Origin of the sequence: Bacillus sp. 03113, assembly GCF_006546985.1 — a bacterium.
In the GTDB taxonomy this organism is placed as follows: domain Bacteria; phylum Bacillota; class Bacilli; order Bacillales; family Cytobacillaceae; genus VATK01.
The window spans coordinates 34,921-54,892 of the sequence record NZ_VATK01000025.1; the positions used below are offsets into that span (position 1 = coordinate 34,921).

General features: G+C 34.3%; 18 protein-coding genes, 1 riboswitch and 1 other annotated feature. Of the genes, 13 read left to right on the forward strand and 5 right to left on the reverse strand.

From position 1 onward, the window contains the following. Positions 1-128: 128 nt before the first annotated feature. The 8 genes from FDO66_RS19010 (at position 129) to FDO66_RS19045 (ending at position 8,530) form a co-directional block, all read left to right on the forward strand. Positions 129-1,097 (forward strand): bile acid:sodium symporter family protein, encoded by a 969-nt coding sequence (locus tag FDO66_RS19010; RefSeq protein WP_141434242.1) that lies wholly within the window; start codon positions 129-131, stop codon positions 1,095-1,097. Positions 1,098-1,188: 91 nt separating this feature from the next. Continuing rightward, entirely contained in the window at positions 1,189-2,181 is a 993-nt protein-coding gene (locus tag FDO66_RS19015) for a hydroxyacid dehydrogenase (protein ID WP_141434243.1), read from the forward strand. A 336-nt stretch (positions 2,182-2,517) separates the two neighbouring features. Next, a complete protein-coding gene (locus tag FDO66_RS19020; RefSeq protein ID WP_141434244.1) occupies positions 2,518-4,236 on the forward strand; it encodes an ABC transporter ATP-binding protein in 1,719 nt (572 codons plus the stop codon). 24 nt (positions 4,237-4,260) lie between these two features. Further along, a complete protein-coding gene (locus FDO66_RS19025) occupies positions 4,261-5,013 on the forward strand; it encodes a Cof-type HAD-IIB family hydrolase (protein ID WP_141434245.1) in 753 nt (250 codons plus the stop codon). A 96-nt stretch (positions 5,014-5,109) separates the two neighbouring features. After that, positions 5,110-5,153, forward strand: a riboswitch (PreQ1 riboswitch). A gap of 55 nt (positions 5,154-5,208) precedes the next feature. Beyond that, complete coding sequence (gene queC / locus FDO66_RS19030; RefSeq protein WP_141434246.1) at positions 5,209-5,868, forward strand: 7-cyano-7-deazaguanine synthase QueC; 660 nt, start codon at positions 5,209-5,211, stop codon at positions 5,866-5,868. A gap of 3 nt (positions 5,869-5,871) precedes the next feature. Continuing rightward, complete coding sequence (gene queD, locus FDO66_RS19035; RefSeq protein WP_141434247.1) at positions 5,872-6,348, forward strand: 6-carboxytetrahydropterin synthase QueD; 477 nt, start codon at positions 5,872-5,874, stop codon at positions 6,346-6,348. Beyond that, positions 6,341-7,069 carry a 7-carboxy-7-deazaguanine synthase QueE gene (gene queE, locus FDO66_RS19040; protein ID WP_141434248.1) on the forward strand — a complete coding sequence of 243 codons (729 nt, stop codon included), beginning with the start codon at positions 6,341-6,343 and terminating at the stop codon, positions 7,067-7,069. Before queD ends, queE begins: the two co-directional genes overlap by 8 nt. Before the next feature lie 123 nt (positions 7,070-7,192). After that, positions 7,193-8,530 (forward strand): M20 family metallo-hydrolase, encoded by a 1,338-nt coding sequence (locus FDO66_RS19045; RefSeq protein ID WP_141434249.1) that lies wholly within the window; start codon positions 7,193-7,195, stop codon positions 8,528-8,530. A gap of 214 nt (positions 8,531-8,744) precedes the next feature. Here FDO66_RS19045 and FDO66_RS20995 read toward each other — a convergent pair whose 3' ends face one another. Beyond that, a complete protein-coding gene (locus FDO66_RS20995) occupies positions 8,745-8,897 on the reverse strand; it encodes a hypothetical protein (RefSeq protein ID WP_181444659.1) in 153 nt (50 codons plus the stop codon). 302 nt (positions 8,898-9,199) lie between these two features. Between FDO66_RS20995 and FDO66_RS19050 the strand changes: the two genes are divergently transcribed. Continuing rightward, positions 9,200-10,792, forward strand: a complete 1,593-nt coding sequence (locus FDO66_RS19050; protein WP_141434250.1) for an ATP-binding protein — start codon at positions 9,200-9,202, stop codon at positions 10,790-10,792. 113 nt (positions 10,793-10,905) lie between these two features. On the opposite strand, the gene FDO66_RS19055 is transcribed toward FDO66_RS19050, so the two are convergent. Together FDO66_RS19055 and FDO66_RS21000 are read right to left on the reverse strand one after the other, a co-directional pair. Next, complete coding sequence (locus tag FDO66_RS19055) at positions 10,906-11,490, reverse strand: P-loop nucleotide/nucleoside kinase family protein (RefSeq protein WP_141434251.1); 585 nt, start codon at positions 11,488-11,490, stop codon at positions 10,906-10,908. A 361-nt stretch (positions 11,491-11,851) separates the two neighbouring features. Beyond that, positions 11,852-11,989: a hypothetical protein gene (locus FDO66_RS21000; RefSeq protein ID WP_181444660.1), complete on the reverse strand. Its 138-nt coding sequence runs from the start codon at positions 11,987-11,989 to the stop codon at positions 11,852-11,854. 165 nt (positions 11,990-12,154) lie between these two features. Beyond that, positions 12,155-12,383: a binding site (T-box leader), on the forward strand. 82 nt (positions 12,384-12,465) lie between these two features. Between FDO66_RS21000 and proB the strand changes: the two genes are divergently transcribed. The 3 genes from proB (at position 12,466) to FDO66_RS19070 (ending at position 16,297) form a co-directional block, all read left to right on the forward strand. Then, positions 12,466-13,587 carry a glutamate 5-kinase gene (gene proB, locus FDO66_RS19060; RefSeq protein ID WP_141434252.1) on the forward strand — a complete coding sequence of 374 codons (1,122 nt, stop codon included), beginning with the start codon at positions 12,466-12,468 and terminating at the stop codon, positions 13,585-13,587. Continuing rightward, positions 13,584-14,831 (forward strand): glutamate-5-semialdehyde dehydrogenase, encoded by a 1,248-nt coding sequence (locus tag FDO66_RS19065; protein ID WP_141434253.1) that lies wholly within the window; start codon positions 13,584-13,586, stop codon positions 14,829-14,831. Before proB ends, FDO66_RS19065 begins: the two co-directional genes overlap by 4 nt. A 191-nt stretch (positions 14,832-15,022) precedes the next feature. After that, the gene (locus FDO66_RS19070) at positions 15,023-16,297 is read left to right on the forward strand and encodes an ATP-binding protein (protein WP_258535792.1); all 1,275 of its coding nucleotides are present in this window, start codon (positions 15,023-15,025) and stop codon (positions 16,295-16,297) included. A gap of 153 nt (positions 16,298-16,450) precedes the next feature. On the opposite strand, the gene FDO66_RS19075 is transcribed toward FDO66_RS19070, so the two are convergent. Together FDO66_RS19075 and FDO66_RS19080 are read right to left on the reverse strand one after the other, a co-directional pair. Further along, positions 16,451-17,947, reverse strand: coding sequence for a sodium:solute symporter family protein (locus FDO66_RS19075; protein WP_141434254.1), 1,497 nt, complete (start codon positions 17,945-17,947; stop codon positions 16,451-16,453). Beyond that, entirely contained in the window at positions 17,947-18,147 is a 201-nt protein-coding gene (locus tag FDO66_RS19080) for a DUF3311 domain-containing protein (protein WP_141434255.1), read from the reverse strand. Before FDO66_RS19080 ends, FDO66_RS19075 begins: the two co-directional genes overlap by 1 nt. A gap of 569 nt (positions 18,148-18,716) precedes the next feature. Between FDO66_RS19080 and FDO66_RS19085 the strand changes: the two genes are divergently transcribed. After that, positions 18,717-19,511 (forward strand): HAD family hydrolase, encoded by a 795-nt coding sequence (locus FDO66_RS19085; protein WP_141434256.1) that lies wholly within the window; start codon positions 18,717-18,719, stop codon positions 19,509-19,511. Positions 19,512-19,972: the final 461 nt, after the last annotated feature.

Consider the following 19,972-nt stretch of genomic DNA (forward strand, 5'->3'; position numbering starts at 1 on the left):
TATTCTAATTATTTTAATAATGTTACAATCAAGTAAATTAGTTAGTGAATAAGATTTTTTGTGTTTTTGTGTAATTTTTTTCACAATCTAAGCTCCATTCATCTGTTATGTAGAAAGTTGGCTTAAATATGTTAAAAACATTGAATCATCATTTAGTAAAAGCAATGCCTTTCCTCACTCCATCAAGTCTCATTATTGGAATTCTTATTGGAAGTCAAACATCTCATTTAACTTTTTTAATTCCTTGGATATTTGCCTTTATGACCTTTGTTGGAAGTCTTGGTTCCAATTTCAAACAGCTCGCAGTGGTTATTCAAAAACCCATCCCTTTTTTAGTAAGTTTACTTGTTCTGCACTTGTTAATGCCACTTTGGGCATGGGGAATCGGACATCTTGTCTTTACAGATGATCCTCTTACGACAACAGGCTTCATTTTAGCAATGGTAGTCCCAACAGGAATTACTAGCTTTATTTGGGTGACGATCCATAAAGGAAATATCGCGTTTGCCTTATCCGTTATTTTGATCGATACTCTTCTTTCACCATTCATTGTTCCTACTAGTTTATCTTTATTCGTTGGTGAAAAAGTGTCAATCGATTCATGGGACTTAATGAAAAACTTAATATTAATGATTGTTTTGCCATCTGTTTTAGGAATGCTGCTAAATCAATTAACAAAAGGGAAAATCAAATCAACACTTGGAGAAAAACTCTCTCCTTTTTCAAAAATTGGGATTGTGATCATTGTCATTATCAATGGAGGGCTATTATCCCCCTATTTGAATAAATTTGATTTAAAGGTTTTACTGATTATTATGACTGTTTTTATCATTTCCTCGATGGGTTATCTATTAAGCTGGGTAATAAGTGGACTATTTCACTATGAACGTGATGTAGTTGTTTCGATGACTTTCTGTGGTGGTATGAGAAATATTAGTGCCGGTTCGGTATTAGCGGTCACCTTTTTCCCTCCAGCGGTTGCTCTGCCGGTGGTCCTTGGCATGCTTTTTCAACAAATATTGGCTTCCTTTTATGGACAAATGCTCCATAAATATTATTATAGTAAAAAATATAAACATCGCTTTTCAACTCAATAAGTTAAGGATAACAAATGAGCTTTCTTAAATATTTTGATGTGTATTAAAAGATTTAACCTATATTCAGAAATGAAATGGAGAGAGTACATACATGAATAAACCTAAAATACTCCAAATATTGCCGATGTGGCATAAGGATGCAGAACAATACCTATATGATAATGCAGAAGTCATTAGAACAGATGATTATAGTGAAGAGAATATTACTCAACTAGTGAAAGAGGTAGACGGGATCGTATTAAGAAATCCTGCAAAAATTACCCCGAATATCATGGATGCTAATCCAAATTTGAAAGCAATCTCTGCATCTGGAGTAGGCGTTGATAATATTGATGTTACATATGCAAGTGAAAAAGGCATTCCAGTTTTAAATGCACCATCAGTTAATGCCGTATCAACTGCGGAACATGCCGTAATGCTATTGATGGCACTTTCAAAATCTTTGGTTTCCTGTAATGAAGAAATGAAAAAAGGAAACTATGATTTTCGTAGTAAATCAAGATCCATCGAACTGAAAGGAAAGAAAGTTGGCTTAATTGGTTTTGGAACAATTGCACAGGAAGTAGCCAAACGGCTTTCAATCGGATTTGATATGGAAGTAACTGCATGGGTTCGAAAGGTTGATTCTGAGAAGCATGTGAAACCTGCTGAAAAATTAGGCATTCAACTAACAACAAATCAAGAAGTCATTTTTTCACAATCTGATTTTATTTCCCTTCATATACCATTAATCGAAGAAACAAAGTATAGTATTAACCATTCCTTGTTAAGCTTAATGAAGCCGACAGCCTTTTTAATCAATACAGCAAGAGGAGCTGTTGTTGAAAAAGATAGTTTATATCAGCTATTAAAAGAGAAAAAAATAGCAGGAGCGGCTATAGATGTGTTTGACCCAGAACCGCCAGAGAAGGATGACCCATTGCTTTTACTTCCTAATGTAATTGCGACACCACATGTTGGCGGCGTAACCGAGGAATGTAATTATATAACAGCTATGACAGTAGCTAAAAATCTTATTAAAGCGGTTTATGGTGAAAAGCCTGAGTTCATTGTAAACAAAAAATCGATACATGACTTTTCTTGATTGATCGAAGTGTCAGGTGCTGCCTAGCCATGAGGTCGGTACCTGGCATTTTTGCTTTTAACATGTTAAAAAGAGGACCGTAAAGTATTATCTTGAAAAACGAAGAAATTCATTTTATAATTTATTTATATTTCAGATTTCGAAATAAATAAAACAGTATACATTTTATGCTATTTGTTTCAATCATAACAACTTCTATAATCTAAAAAAGCATATGAATTGTATACTAATGCTCGATCTTAATCCTCTTAAATCACTCATTTATCCTCCCAAATAACATAGATTTTAATATTAAAAGATTGTTTTTTGCCTCAATTGCATTCAAAGGAGAAAAATATGATTAAACGATTTTTTACATACTATTTGCCACATAAAAAACTATTTATCTTAGATTTCAGCAGTGCAGTCGTTGTAGCTGTATTAGAGCTAGGTTTTCCTATTGCAGTGCAATGGTTCATTGATCAGCTTTTGCCAACCGGTAGTTGGTCAACGATTGTTTCTGTAAGTATAGGCTTGTTTGCCCTTTATCTCATGAGTACCTTTCTTCAATATATCGTTAATTACCTTGGACATAAGCTTGGTATTAATATTGAAACAGATATGCGCCAACAGCTTTTTCAGCATGTACAAAAACAGTCTTTTCGGTTTTTTGATAATACGAAAACTGGCCATGTGATGAGCAGAGTAACTAATGATTTGTTTGACATTGGTGAGCTAGCTCATCATGGTCCGGAAGATCTTTTTATTGCGTTGATGACATTTGTAGGAGCATTTTGGATCATGCTGACGATTAATGTTAAGCTTGCTGTCGTAATCATTTGCATCGTTCCATTTCTTATTTGGCTTATCACTTTTTGCAATAATCGAATGAATAAAGCATGGAAGCAAATGTATAGTGATATTGCAGATGTAAATGCACAAGTGGAAGATAGTGTTTCAGGTGTTCGTGTTGTTCAATCTTTTACAAATGAAAAATATGAGATTTCAAGATTTACTGCAAATAATAAAAAGTTTCGACGTGCAAAGTTAGATGCGTATAAAACGATGTCTTTAACATCATCTAGTATTTTTCTGCTAACTCGATTCTTTATTTTGGTAGTTCTTGTATTAGGAGCCTGGTATAGCTTTAATGGAGAGCTGTCGTACGGTGAATTAGTCGGCTTTATTCTCTATGTTAATGTATTATTTAAACCAATTGATAAAATTAACACATTATTAGAGCTTTATCCAAAAGGAATGGCTGGATTTAAACGCTTTACCGAGCTAATTGATACAAAACCGGAAATATTTAATGCCAAAGATGCAATTGATGTCCCATTTCTTCGGGGGGATATTAAATTTAATCATGTCTCTTTTAGCTATGATCAGAATAAGAATATACTAAAAAAGATTAATCTACATATTCGTGCAGGTGAAACGATTGCCTTTGTAGGTCCATCAGGAGCTGGAAAAACGACCATATGCTCATTAATCCCACGATTTTATGACGTGGATGAAGGTAGTATTACAATCGATGGGATGGATATTCGTGATTTGACAACGGAATCATTACGGTCGCAAATTGGAATTGTTCAACAGGATGTCTTTTTATTTACTGGAACCTTAAGAGAGAACATTGCTTATGGAAATCAGCGTGCATCAGAGGAACAGATTAGGAATGCAGCGAGGAGAGCACATTTAGAGGATTTTATTTCTAAGCTCCCTGAAGGCTATGAAACTCAAATCGGTGAAAGGGGCTTAAAGCTTTCTGGAGGACAAAAGCAACGAATTGCGATTGCTAGAATGTTTTTGAAAAATCCACCTATTTTAATATTAGATGAAGCAACTTCTGCTCTTGATACAGAAACAGAATTAATGATACAAAAGGCATTGGCAGAGCTTGCTCAAAATAGAACGACTCTTGTAATTGCGCACCGATTAGCTACTATTCGTGACGCTGATCGGATTGTCGTTGTTACCGAGAAAGGGATTGCAGAACAAGGTTCCCATGATGAACTTCTAGAACGCGGAGGAATCTTTGCAAATCTCCACCGAGTTCAATTTCAACAGCAATAAGCAAAGGAAGTAGGGATTATATTGATGAAAACAATTGAAGCACTTGATATCAAATTGATTGCTCTCGATATGGACGGAACCGTCTTAAATGAGGAGCAGGAAATTTCATTGGAAAATCGTAAGGCAATTAAGGAAGCAATTGATCAAGGCGTTCATGTTGTCATAAGTACAGGGCGCTCATTAAAAACACTGCAAAAATATTTAGATACATTGGAGTTATCCTCGTATTTAGTAACCGTAAATGGTAGTGAAATATGGGATGATACAGGAGTATTAATGGAAAGAAGCATTGTTCAAAATGACCTTATTCAATGGATGTGGGAGCTTTCAAAATTACATGAAACAAACTTTTGGGCAATTAGCACTGAACAAGTGTGGCATAATGAACTACCAACAGATCTATCAACCTCTGAATGGTTAAAATTTGGTTTTCATATTGATGATGACCAAGTTCGTGAGACTGTAAAAAAGCAGTTAGTTGAAAATGGTCTACTAGAAATCAGCAACTCCAGTCCCTTTAATTTGGAAGTAAATCCGTTAGGAATTAATAAAGCAAAAGGTCTTGAAGCAGTTTGCAAAAAATTAAATCTGACCATGGAAAATGTGATGGCTGTAGGAGACAGCTTAAATGATATTGCTATGATCAGAGAAGCCGGTTTAGGTGTTGCGATGGGGAATGCTCAAGATATCGTGAAGGAAACAGCTGATGATATAACGGCTTCAAATGTTGAAGATGGAGTAGCAAAAGCAATCCGAAAATGGGTATTAAAATATTAAGAAAAGTTTACGTGTTTTATTCATATATGATATAGTATGTAAGGCAATAAATTTATTAGCAACAATAACAAAACTTTAAATAAAAACCCGCTCTATGCGGTAGAGGTTTCTAGCTACCCTCTCAAAAAAACTAAGAAAAACAGTACTGCTTTCTTAGGAGTGCTGTTTTTTCGTTCGAAAGGAAGATAATAGGAAGTGAAAAATGAAAAAGCAATCATCGTATTTAGCGGTGGTCAAGATAGTACAACGTGCTTGTTTTGGGCATTAAAGCATTTTAAAGAAGTGGAAGCCGTTACGTTTAATTATAATCAACGTCACAGTCTCGAAATTGAATGTGCACAAAATATTGCGAAGGAATTAGGTGTGAAACATCACATTTTAGATATGGCATTGTTAAATCAATTGGCTCCCAATGCGTTAACACGTGACGATATTGAAATCAAAGCTGGGGAAAATGGGGAGCTTCCATCTACATTTGTACCTGGCAGGAATCTGCTGTTTTTATCATTTGCAGGTGTATTGGCTAGTCAAGTCAATGCTAAGCACATCGTCACAGGAGTTTGTGAAACAGATTTTAGTGGATATCCAGACTGTCGGGATGTTTTTATTAAATCGTTAAATGTAACCTTGAATCTTTCTATGGATACTCAATTTGTCATTCATACTCCATTAATGTGGTTAAATAAAGCGGAAACATGGGAGTTAGCAGATTCTTTAGAGGCGTTAGACTTTGTAAGAGAAAAAACATTAACCTGCTATAATGGAATAATTGCAGATGGCTGCGGGGAATGCCCAGCTTGTTTATTAAGAAAAAAAGGGCTTGAAGACTACCTTCAAGAGAGAAAGGAGTCTTAAACGGTGTACGGGTTTAGAATTGTTGATAAGCTACAAAAGATAAATGAGGATATACAGCCAAATCAATTAAAATATCATACAAAAAGAGTCTTGGTTAGCAAAGAATTCACTTTTGATGCAGCTCATCATTTGCATTGTTATGAAGGCAAATGTAAAAACCTTCATGGGCACACGTATAAGGCTGTATTTGGAATAAGCGGATTTGTGGATGATCGAGGCCTTGCCATTGATTTTGGTGATATAAAAGAGGTATGGAAAAAGGAAATTGAAATTTATTTAGATCATAAATATTTAAATGAGACACTGCCCTTAATGAATACAACCGCTGAAAATATGGTGGTATGGTTGTATGAAAAAATGACTGTTTCTCTTGAAAATAGACAAGAACAATATGAGGGTGCAAGAGTCGAATTTGTTCGATTATATGAAACGCCAACCAGCTATGCAGAAGCAAGACGGGAGTGGATGATCAATGAGTAAAATTCCTGTTATGGAAATATTCGGCCCAACGATTCAAGGGGAAGGAATGGTCATTGGTCAAAAAACAATGTTCGTCAGAACTGCTGGCTGTGATTATTCCTGTTCTTGGTGTGATTCTTCTTTTACGTGGGACGGATCAGGGAAAGATTTGATTACTCAAATGAGTGCGGAAGAAATTTGGGAAGAGCTGTATTCTCTAGGGCAGGATCGCTTTTCTTTTGTCACCATTTCCGGTGGAAATCCTGCATTGTTAAAAAATTTGGATGGGCTTATTGCGTTGTTAAAGGAAAAAGAAATAAAAATTTGTCTTGAAACACAAGGAAGCAGATGGCAGGATTGGTTTTTAGAGATTGATGAGCTAACCATTTCTCCAAAGCCTCCAAGCTCAAAAATGGTCACTAATTTTGAAAATCTAGATGAGATCATTCAAAAACTTGAAAAAAGTAATAATCATAATCAATTCAGTCTCAAGGTCGTCATTTTTGATAAGGACGATTATGAGTATGCTAAAAAAGTACATCTGCGTTATCCAATGATTCCGTTTTATTTACAAGTTGGAAATTCTGATACAGTTACAGCAGATCAAAATCAATTAATTCAAACATTACTACAAAAATATGAATGGTTAATAAATCTTGTCATGGATGATCGTGATTTTAAGAATGTAAAAGTACTGCCTCAGCTGCATACTTATATTTGGGGGAATAAAAGAGGAGTGTAGAAGTTTAGTATATTACTATGCTTCTTTTTTTGTATATTCTTATTTTATAAAATAAACCCAAATAAAAATGAAAAAATGATAAACTTTAAATATACTGAATTTAATAAAAATTTGAGGTGTAAAATGATTACTAAACTTAATGCGATAGTCAATGAAATTTATCCAGAAATAATCGAATGGAGAAGAGATATACATCAATTTGCTGAATCAGGCTGGCTTGAATTTAGAACAGCTTCTCTTGTTGCAGCAAAGCTTGAGGGCTGGGGATTCGAAGTAAAAGCAGGAAAGGAAGTCATAAAAGAAGAGGCAAGAATGGGAGTCCCTTCAGAGGAAATCCTTTTCAAACATTTAGAACGTGCGAGGAAGCAAGGAGCCAATGAAAAATGGCTTGAATCCTTTGTTGGAGGATTTACGGGAGTGGTTGGTATTTTAGATACTAAAAAACCAGGACCAACCATAGGCTTGAGATTTGATATGGATGCTCTTGATTTACAAGAATCAAAGGATGAGGATCATGTTCCTTTTTCTAATGGTTATCGCTCGATTAATGATGGAATGATGCATGCTTGTGGGCATGATTCGCACACCTCTATTGGACTTGGTTTAGCAAAGACATTATCTTTATTGAAATCAGAATTAGTAGGAAGGATCAAACTTATTTTCCAGCCTGCTGAAGAAGGAGTACGTGGGGCTAAATCAATGGTTGAAGCGGGTGTTGTTGATGACGTAGATGTCTTCTTTGCAACTCATATTGGGTGTGGTGTCCCATTAGGTGAGTATGTTTGTGGAACAAATGGATATTTATCTACAACAAAATTGGATGTGCTGTTTAAAGGGGTTGCCGCTCACGCGGGAGGAAAACCTGAAGAAGGGAAAAATGCATTATTAGCAGCTTCTTCTGCTGTTCTTAATTTACATAGTATTTCTAGGCACAGTCTAGGAAATTCAAGAATTAATGTTGGTGTATTTAATGCTGGCAGCGGGCGCAATATTATTCCATCATCCGCCTTATTAAAAATAGAAACGCGTGGAGATACTTCTGAAATAAATGACTACATATTGATGAATGCACGAAAAATAATCGAGGCTTCAGCTACTATGTATGACATTGACGTTCAAATTGATGTAGTAGGAGAAGCAAAATCCAGCAAGTGCAGTGATGAGCTCGTACAATTTGTTTATGAAACGATACAAGATGTTGATGGTCTACAGAAAGTACATCTCTATTCAAGTGAATCAGGTGGGTCAGAGGATGCTACTTATATGATGGAGCGGGTGAAAGAGAGAGGAGGATTTGCGACTTATGGTATTATCGGTACCACTCTTGCCGCTGGTCATCATAATGAAAAATTTGATATTGACGAAACATCTATGAAATTAGCTGTGAAAACATTAGGAAAATTAGTTATGAACGTTGATACATTTGCAGAAACATATGAAAAGTCAAAAATAGGTTCATAACTTTCATACTAAAATTTATTAATTACATTTTGCAAGGTCAATAAATGCTTCAAGTGTTAAAAAGAGGATGACTGATGATAATAGGAATTTTTTCATCGCTAAATGAATGAAGATACTTCTTTGATAGTATTTGATTTTTAGTGGTACCTAGCTGCATCAGTCATCCTTATTATTGTCATGTTATAAATAGAGAATTTTCTATAAACGAGGGAGCTTACTCGTTAGCATCTTCTTCTTCCGTTGATTCGTCCTGTTGCTCTTCTGTGTTTGTGTCTTCCTCTTGATCGTCTGTGTTTTGGTTACAAGCTGTAAGTAAGAAAATAGCGAGTAATGATGAAAATAATTTGAGCATAAAGCTTTTCTTCATTCTTCATATTCCCCTTTCGATCCTGCTTACAATATTACCGATAATGAATCCTGAAAGATTCACTTAGTCGGCTCAAGATTTATTATAGTGAATATGTTATGTTAATAGTTGATTTTTACCATAACTGAACAAAAGCTTTACATTGTTTTAATGTTTATACTTAAATGTGTATTCCTATATTTACCATTTAAGTATTGGGGAAGGGATATATGACTGGTGCAATTTTGAATATTATTGTTTATACTACTTAGTAGAATATAGAAAATAGTTTAAATAAAAGGCTTGGCAGGGGAATCAAATAAATGAAAGCAGAAGAAATTTGTTTTGAAACATTAAAATTAGAATGTAGAACAAGAGGGATGGACCCTTGTGATATACCTTTTTTTACAAAATTATTAAATGATAAGGATTTACAAGAGAAGCGTTTGCATCATGCTGAGATTCTGGAAGTTGTTACATACTTTTTAGAAGAATTTCTATTATCGGTCAAAGGGATTCCTATCGTTGCAAGTTTATGCGATGCTGAGGGATATTTAATAAAAATGCTTGGTGATGAAAGTATTATGAATATGATTAATCAAATGGGGATAAAAGAAGGTGTTCGTTTTACAGAAGAAGACAGTGGAATTAATTCAATCAATTTGGCGGTAACCCATAAACGAGCTATCGAAATAATCGGAGATCAACATTATCATCAATTTTTACACGCTTCTGCATGCTATAGTGTTCCAATCATGGACAATGATGAGGATAAAGTTATTGGAACGATATCCATAATGACTTCCATAACTCATGCAAGTCCGCTATTACTTTCTTTACTATCCACAGTTAATCATTCCATTGAAAGAGAACTAAAGCTCTTAAAACAAAATCATCAATTAAATATATTAAATCAAATTATCTTAGATACAACTAGAAACGGAATATTAATCGTTGATCAGAATGGGAAGCTAATTGATTTTAATCCTTATGCTGAACAATTAACAGGTATGAAAAAGGATCATATGATCGGGAAAAGTATTAGTGAATTAGATTATTATGGAAGTTTATTAGTGGATGTTCTTCAAAAAAAGCAGCCTTGTACAGATATTGAAATAACTTTCCATCGAAAGGATGGAGAAATCCTTATCATGCTATTTGATGCACTGCCGATTTTTGATGAGGAACAGAATTTTAAAGGAGCCTTTGCTCAATTTCGTGATATCACAGAGCGCAAACGTACAGAACAGTTATTATTAAATTCAGAAAAGCTTACAGCAGTAGGACAAATGGCAGCGAGTGTCGCCCACGAAATTCGAAACCCGCTTACAACTATTCGTGGATTTATCCAATTCATGGAAAGTGATTTTAGTGATAAATCTCACTTTAAATTACTTTTAACAGAGCTCGATCGAATTAATTTCATTGTAAGCGAATTTTTAATTTTGTCTAAACCTCATGTATTAAATTACCAATATAAAAATTTATTAAAAATATTAGACGAAACAATATCGTTGTTTCAAGCGCATGCAAATATGAATAACATTTTAGTAGAAAAAGTATTTGAAGAAGAAGAATTGATAATAAAATGTGATGAAAACCAATTAAAACAAGTGTTTATGAATGTATTAAAAAATAGTATGGAAGCTATGCCATTTGGTGGGCAATTAGTTGTTCGTACTTTAAAAAATGAGCACCATGAGGCTGTGATTGAAATACAAGATGATGGCTGTGGAATGGAATCAGATCAAATTGTAAAGCTAGGAAATCCTTTTTACACAACAAAGGATAACGGTACTGGTCTAGGGTATATGGTTATTAAGCGAATTATCGATCACCATAAAGGACAAGTTAATATTCAAAGTGAATTAAATAAAGGTACTTCTGTTGAAATTAGAATTCCTATTCCAACATAATGATTGTAAGAATGAAACACAAAGTTGCTTGGTATATTGTGAAACAGGAATTACATGAAGACTAGGGAAAGCCTGGAAAATTATATTCCAGGCTTTCAAAACGTTTCTGCTTATTAGTAGATAAAATCTGATAGGCTTTCTATTTTTTTAGCGGTTAAATCCCCGCTATTGTCAAAAATATAAATATTTGATTCCGGTATATCCCAATTGATTGAAGGAATAAAATCAATGCGGGTTTCATATGAGCCCCAATTTTCGAGCTTCCAAGTATCACGAACCGTTGCGCGAGCCTTAATCCGATTTTTTTGTGATTCGGCATTTTTAAGAGTTACAACTACAACCTTGACATCAACTTCTTGAAGAGATTTTCCACTTTCCGCTAGCAAATTCACAATCCACTCCTTGTTTTTTAATTCTGCGGTAAAAGGTGAAATCATAAAGACATCCTGGCCGACCGATAAATTCTCAACACATATATCTCTTGCTGTGTCATATTCAAGATCGCGAAGATTTTCTTTATAAAAGTCAGAATCGCGGTCATTTTTATCTAATCCATTCATTTCAAGAATTTTTTCCACAAATCGACCACCAACTGTATCACGATCAATAAAGGTACACGGATTTGATAAGGCAATCTGTTTTGCGACTGTTGTCTTTCCTGTTCCTGCTACCCCTACAAAAAATACTAGTTTTTGCAAAATAATACCTCCGATTAGCTCATTCCATTCGTATAGATAGAAAATAGCATGAGTTTTTTCAATTTAGTATGTACTAGGATACTTCAATAAACTATATCCTATTTCATCTTTTCAATCTCTGCAACTATTATTAACTGTTAGTAAAAAATATTTTTTTATGTGCAAAACAATAAAAAGTTAAAGGTGATGCAAAATGTGAAAAATTCGCATCACCTTAGCATTAATAGCTTGATCATCGGTTTAAGTGGGAAGTAATTTTATTGAATGTCTGCTTTGTGGAAAAAATGAAGGTTTGGTAAATGAGCGGTTTAAATGTAATAAATTTTGAAATGAATTTTCATAAGAAAATGAGCAGTGAAACTTAAAAACCACCTGCACCAGGATCTTTTTCATAATCACTTGGGAATTTATGCGGTTGCTCATTTTTCCTAAGTGATTCATTCACAATGGCAAATAAAACAAATAAAACAACAATAATGGAACCTATTAACCAAATCATTTTTTTGCCTCCTTCATATTAATTGGTTTCTATTTGAATTTAATACAATATATTCTAAATTATACAATCTAAATGTTTTTGAATCAATAAAGAATTATTTTCTTTTCATTATCATAAGAAAAAGGATTGACATTCTGTCATTTCCTCGGCATAATAAATTAAAATCATTGAACGTTGAAGAAGGATTAGTACACGTGTCTTTATGTGACAGAGAGCGGAGTTTAATGCTGGAAGACTTCGCCACAGAGAAAGCCGTGGAACCTGCCTTTTGAGTCCTATGTTAAACCATAGGCGCTTAGACTTAAGCGTTATCAAACAAAGTGGGATGTCTTTGTATTTTTAAGCATCCAATTAAGGTGGTACCACGGAAAAAAAGCCCTTTTTCGTCCTTTTTATAAGGAAGAAGAAGGGCTTTTTGTATTGAAAAATCAATTAAATGATCATATGGAGCATCTTTGAAAATTGGAGGAAGACATATGGAAAAGAAAAGAATCGTTGTGAAAATTGGCAGCAGTTCTTTAACAAATACAAAAGGTGAAATTGACCAAGAAAAATTTAACGATCATATTCAAGCGATTGCTGTGTTAAAAGAAGCGGGTCATGAAGTTCTATTAGTTTCTTCAGGAGCGGTTGCAGCTGGATTTACCCATTTAGGATATCCAACTCGACCAGTGACCTTAAAGGGAAAACAAGCTGCTGCAGCTGTAGGACAAAGTCTTCTTATACAATCGTATATGGCCCAGCTAGCTCAATTCGGGATCACTCCGGCACAAATATTATTAACAAGAAATGATTTTTCTAAAAAGGAACGATACCGTAATGCGTATTCTACAATAACAGAGCTGCTGGAGAGAGGAATTATCCCAATATTTAATGAAAATGATCCTGTTTCTGTCGCAGAATTAACCTTTGGAGATAATGACATGCTTTCAGCACTCGTCAGTGGACTTGTCCATGCTGATCAGCTTATCATTTTAACGGATATCAATGGATTATATGATTCAAACCCGCGGGAAAATGAGCATGCGAAAAAATTTGACTTCCTTCCAGAAATAACTGAAGAAATGATGAAGGGTGCTGAAGGAGCAGGCTCAAAAGTTGGGACAGGTGGGATGAAGTCTAAGCTTGTTGCAGCAAAAACTGCCATCTCACTTGGAGTAAAAGTTTTTATTGGACAAGGTAAGGGTCGAGAAAAATTAATACGTATATTAGAAGGTCAAGGAGATGGAACCTATATTGGGAAGGATGAGCTAATTTCCATCAATAGCAGTAGACAATGGATATCCCTGCATTCTGTTGTATCAGGAAAAATATTTGTAGATCAAGGTGCGGAAATAGCTTTATTAACAAAAGGAAGCAGCCTTTTACCTGCTGGCATTTATGATATTGCTGGTGTCTTTGAGAAGGGTGATGTCGTTGAAGTTTTTGGCTCAAGAGGTCTTCTTGGAAAAGGCGAGGTCCTTTATTCTTCAGATGAAGTAGTAAAATTAATGGGCAAAAGAACGAATGACCTAACGAAAGAAATGGACTTGCCATTTGTTGAAGTTATTCATCGTGATAAATGGGTGAAAGCACAAGTATGGAGGGAACAGAAATGAGCGAAGTAAAGGAAAAAGGTAAAGCAGCTAAAGCAGCAGCCTTTGCATTAAACGGTAAAACAACTGAACAGAAAAATCAAGCATTAAAATTAATTGCAGAGCAGCTTATATTAGATCAAGATTTTCTTATTACAGAGAATAAAAAAGATTTAGAAAATGGGAAAAAGAATGGACTTTCAGATTCTATTTTAGATCGGATTTTGCTAAATGAAAGAAGAATATCAGATATTGCTTCTGCCATTCATTTACTAATAGAGATAAAAGATCCAGTTGGAGAAACGCTTGAATCAATCGAAAAAGAAAATGGATTAAAAATAATTAAGAAGCGAGTGCCTATAGGGGTAATCGGTATGATTTACGAAGCAAGACCGAATGTGACGGTAGACGCAGCAAGCTTATCACTGAAGACAGGCAATGCTGTCATTTTAAGAGGAAGCTCGTCTGCCAACTATTCAAATCAAGCGCTTGTTCAATCCATTCAAAAGGCACTAGCAAAAAGTGAACTGCCAGTTGATGCTGTACAACTTATTGAAGATACGAGTAGAGAAACAGCAAAAGAGCTATTTCATTTAAATGAGTATTTAGATGTACTGATTCCAAGAGGTGGGAAAAATTTAATCGATACGGTCGTTCGAGAATCAACAGTCCCAGTGTTGGAAACAGGAGCGGGAAATTGTCATATATTTATTGATGAAACAGCGAATGCCCGGATGGCAGAAAAAATTGTTATTAATGCAAAAACACAACGGCCATCTGTATGTAATGCCATTGAGACGATTTTAATTCATAAAAACTGGTTTGTGAAGAATGGAAAGGCACTTTTAAATTCGCTTCAATTAAATGATGTTGAAATCTTTGGAGATGAGCTTGTTTGCCAATCATCCTCATTTGCAAAAGCTGCCACAGAAGAAGATTGGTATACTGAATATCTTGGACTTACCATAAGTGTTAAGGTAGTTGAATCTGTCGAAGAAGCCATTCACCATATTAATCAGTATGGAACGAAGCATTCTGAAGCAATCTTGAGTGAAAATATGGATCATGCATCAATGTTCTTAACGATGGTTGATGCAGCAGCTGTTTACCATAATGCTTCAACAAGATTTACCGATGGGTTTGAATTTGGCTACGGTGCAGAAATTGGCATTAGTACTCAAAAACTACATGCTAGGGGGCCAATGGGACTCCAAGCTTTGACATCTAGTAAATACTATATATTCGGGGAAGGTCAAATTAGAGAATAATCATTTCACAAAACGATAGTAAGTAACTTCAAACCATATACTTTTAATATATAGTTGCCCTCATTTGTGAGGGCTTTACTTATTAAGTTTGGAAAATGTTACTTTATATGGATACAGTTTTACTTGTTATTTATTTTTTAATTTTGTAAGTTAAATATAACATCTTATATGAAAAAGCATAGGTGATTTTGTTGAATTTTATATGGAAAAAATCCATCATGCCATATTTATATTTATTTTTTGGATTGAGCTGGATTTTGTTATCTGATTTTTATTTTTCGTCTCAAAAGCTTACATTTGAACAAATGACAAATTTGCAAACCTTAAAAGGCGTAATATTTGTATTAGTTACCTTCATTCTGTTCTTATTGCTCGTGAGAAAAAATAAGGAAGTTGAGAAGATAGAGGAAGAGAAAAAGAAGCTCACTACCCTTATAAATGCAATGCCTGATTTTGTCTTATTTAAAGATGCAGAAGGGAAATGGATACAGGTTAACGATTTTGGTCGTGATTTGTTTGAATTGCAAAATATCGATTATCAAGGAAAGACAGATAGAGATCTTGCGTTGTTAGTTGATTTTTATCGCGATGCATTTAATTATTGTAGTGAATCTGATGAATTTACGTGGAAACAAAGAACCGTTAGCAGAGTAGATGAGGTTATTCCAATACGTGATGGTACAAATAAAACTTTTGATGTCATAAAAGTCCCATTATTTCATCCAGATGGCAGTAGAAAAGCATTTATCGTTATTGGAAGAGATATAACAGAACAAAAAAAGACTGAATTCATGCTTAGAAAGTATGAAAAATTAACCGTAGTTGGAGAATTAGCTGCTGGAATTGCACATGAAATCCGTAACCCATTAACCTCATTAAAAGGTTTTTTACAGCTGATGGAGGAACAGGACGAAACAAGAAAGTTATATAGAAAGATCATGATTTCTGAAATTGATCGAATAAATGACATTGTAACAGAGTTATTAATGTTATCTAAGCCTGAGGATGTTGATTTTGACGAACAAAATATATCCTCTATTGTCTTTTCAGTCTATTCTCTATTAACCTCAGAAGCTTCCCTTAAAAATATCAATATTAGTATTGAAAATAAACTTAATCATCCCTATGTAAAGGGATCCTCTGTTCAATTAAAACAAGTCTTAATAAACGTTATAAAAAATGCGATTGAAGCAATCGATATAAATGGTCACATTAATCTTACATTAGCAAACTCTACTAAAAATCAGTTAGTAATAAAAGTGGAGGATGATGGATGTGGAATTGACGAAAACAGACTGAAAACTATCGGAGAGCCTTTTTTTACAACGAAAGAGAAGGGGTTCGGGTTGGGGATGACAGTTAGCTACAAAATCGTAAAAGAACACAAGGGAGATATCATTATCACTAGTAAAAAAGACGTAGGAACAAAAGTAAGCATCATTCTTCCTACAATAACGAAGGGCTGAATTTTGTTTGATAACTTATACCTTTTTAAAACAATCTCATGTCAATAAAGATCCCATAGCTGAGCGGCCTTACTCTAACATTAAATAAAAAGGGTGAACCAAATGGAAAAATCATCGCAGATTTATGCCATTTGGTTCACTCTTATGTTTTTGTTACGCTTCTTTTCTTATTTCAACTGTTTCGTTTTTAGACTCAAATAAATCGGTAATAACAGGGTTTGTTCTGTTTTTCGCTTTTTTCACAAATAAAGGATTTAGGATGACAACAGTCAGTAAGTTTGCTAAAAGACCCCAGAAGCCTTCATATATACCATGAGCAGTTCCAGTATTATAAACAGTAAAGGTTGTTATTAATCCGACTAATAAACCTACAATTGTTGCTTCTCTTGTTTGGTTTCTCCAAAATAAGCTAATAACGATGGCAGGGAATATTTGAACCATACCAGAAACGCCTAACAGCTGTAAGGATACTAAAGCTGTAGGGAAAAGCATACCAAAAATTAGAGCTAATCCGATTACAACGAACACCATTGAACGAGTGATTAATGTTAATTTTGCAGGACTAACAGTTGGATTAATGAAATCACGGTAAATGTTATTAGCAAATAAATTGGATGCACCGATTGCCATGATGGAACATGGAATTAAAGATGCTAAAGCAATCGTTGAATAGGCTAACCCTTGTCCAACCCCACCGTATGACATTTGAATAAGGTTTAACAATGCAAGACGTGGGTTGCTTCCTTCCGGCAAAACATGAAAAGCGACGAAGCCAAGGAAAATGACCAAAATCAAAATGATGTTATATAATGGAAGTAATATTGCATTTTTACGAAGCGCGTCTTGATTTTTTGCTGTAAAAACTCCAGTTGTAGCATGAGCCCACATAAACAATGCCAAAGCTGAAGTAAGCGCAGCTGTAATGAACCAAGGTACTCCTTTTGGTCCTGTTGTCGGGATTGTTAATAATTGTGGTGAATCCTTAATTAAAGTATCAATCATTGGACTCCAACCGCCAAAATGGATAAATGGCAATGAGAACACTAAATAAAGCATAATAACCCAAACAAGAATATCTTTAATAATAGCCGTATAAGTTGGTCCTTTTATACCACTAAAGAAAGTGTAAAGGGCAACAAGAATAAATGAGGTAATAACGACAACCTTTACATTTATATAGCCCGTCCCAGCAACTTGCAGCGTATCTTGGATCCCAGAAAGCTGTAAACAAATATATGGAATAAGCATTAATACGCCGACAATTGCGACTAAAATTGATAATAATTTGCTGTCAAATCGTTCTCTTGCATAATCAGCTAGAGTAGTAAGCTTATGACTATTAGCTACTTTCCAAAGCTTTGGAAGGAAAAAATATGATATAAAGAAAGCAAGAACACTATATGGTATCGCAAAGAAAGCCAAGCTTCCTGCAATAGAAGCCGTACTTGTTAAACCTAAAAATGTGTAGGCAGTAAAAAGATCCGCACCTACAAGAAACCAAACAAGTAAGCCGCCAAACTTTCTTCCTCCGACTGACCATTCTTCTACAGAGCTTCGTGATGACTTGTCACGACCTGCAATAAATCCGATGATAACGACTGTTATCACGATAAAAGCTGTGATTAATAAAGCTGTTAAATTTCCTTGCATTATTCCTTGCTCCTTCCAGGCTTCTGTAAAGCATAAATTCCCCACGTACATAATGGTGTTATAACAACCGATAAGAAGAACCAAAAATGGATCAGCGGCAATCCAAAAATAAGGGGTTCTATACGATTTACAAATGGCAATAATGCCAATTGTAAGAAAGGAATTACGGCGAGTAAGAATATTATGAATTTTTTGTCCATTCTAAAAACCTCCTAATATATTTCCAAATAGTAATCATATTATCAATTTGTTCGGCCATTGATTGAAAAATAATGATTTATTAAGACGCTCATTATAATAACAAGGAAAGAAGGCTTATACAAGAGAATTTTTTATAGAAAATCGAATAATTTTGATTTTTTTCTTTTTTATGTTAAATTCTTATATTATGTAAGATTTTCTAACATAATTATCCTTAGTTTTCTGATAAACTGATCCTTATTTTTACCTATTTATTATTATATTATTTACATTAGCATAGAAAATTGAGAGTATGATTTTAAACATTATTTAAGAAATTATTAAATAGTTTGTTGTTTATAAACTTTGAATACTATGTATCGACGTTCAGCTTTAGCGCCTAGCCCTTGAGAAAAATGTTCTCATGCCTCTAAAAGTAAAAAACACTTTTTGAGTCATGAGAACATTTTTCTTCAGGGCTGATCAAGGCGCTTCCGCTTTTGTTCTTTACTATTCTTTTTTTTCCTTGTAATCTAAATGAGAATGCTTTACAACATAATTTAAGAAAAGAAATGAGGAAATGATTACGATGATAAAGGCAATATTTTTTGATCTTGATGACACACTGCTTTGGGATCAAAAGAGTGTATCAGAAGCTTTTTCTGCTACATGTAAAATGGCACAAGAAAAATATGGAGTTGACCCAATCCAACTGGAAGAGGCGGTTCGCAACGAAGCTAGAGAACTATATTCTTCTTATGAAACATACTCATTTACACAAATGATCGGAATTAATCCATTTGAAGGTCTTTGGGGAAATTTTTTAGATGATGAGGATAACTTTAGAAAAATGAAAGAAATTGTTCCCGGCTATCGAAAAGAAGCTTGGACGAAAGGATTAAAAGCGCTAGGGCATGATGATCCTGAATATGGAGCTTTTTTAGGAGAAGCCTTCCCTAAGCATCGACGCAATCTTCCATTTGTATATGATGAAACTTATACAGTCTTAGATCAATTAAAAGGAAAGTATCAATTATTATTAATGACAAATGGATCCCCAGATTTACAAAATACGAAACTAACAATCACGCCTGAAATTGCACCTTATTTTGATCAAATCGTTATATCTGGTGCATTTGGAAAAGGAAAGCCAGATCCTTCTATTTTTGAATATGCTCTTTCTCTAATGGAGCTAAATAAGGATGAAGTCTTAATGGTCGGAGATAATTTAATGACGGACATATTAGGTGCTTCTCGTGTAGGAATAAAATCGGTTTGGATTAATCGTCATGATAAGGAAAGAAATGAAGTTATTCCTACCTATGAAATTAAACATCTTGGCGAGCTTTTTTCGATTATTGATTCATTAAAAAAGGACAAGTAATAAGAGAATTCGAGTATTAATATGCTAACAAAGAAAAGGTGAAAAATCCTTTTCTTTTTCATTTTAGAGAATAAATATTGATGATAAAGAGGATTACTTTTAACTTTTTATGTAAATATAATCTATCGTTAAGACAAAATAAGGCAATTTTGATAAAATAGTACAAAGAATCATAGGTCTCTTCATGGTTCGATTATTAAATAGATGGTTTTTTTCTATCCTTGTATATTGTATATGCAAAAATGGAATGGTAAATAATACGACTATTCTAAATCACTAGAGGAAGTGATAGAAGTAGAAAAAATTACGAGATGAAATAGGAGTCCATGTTACTTGCTGAACAGATCATTATATTGAAATGTTGAATCTATAGGAGCTATCAAAAGCTGGTATAAAACCATAACAAATCGTAACAGTTGGTTTGTTGTGGAGGGTTGATTGCTCTCAAGCTTAAGTGAGTG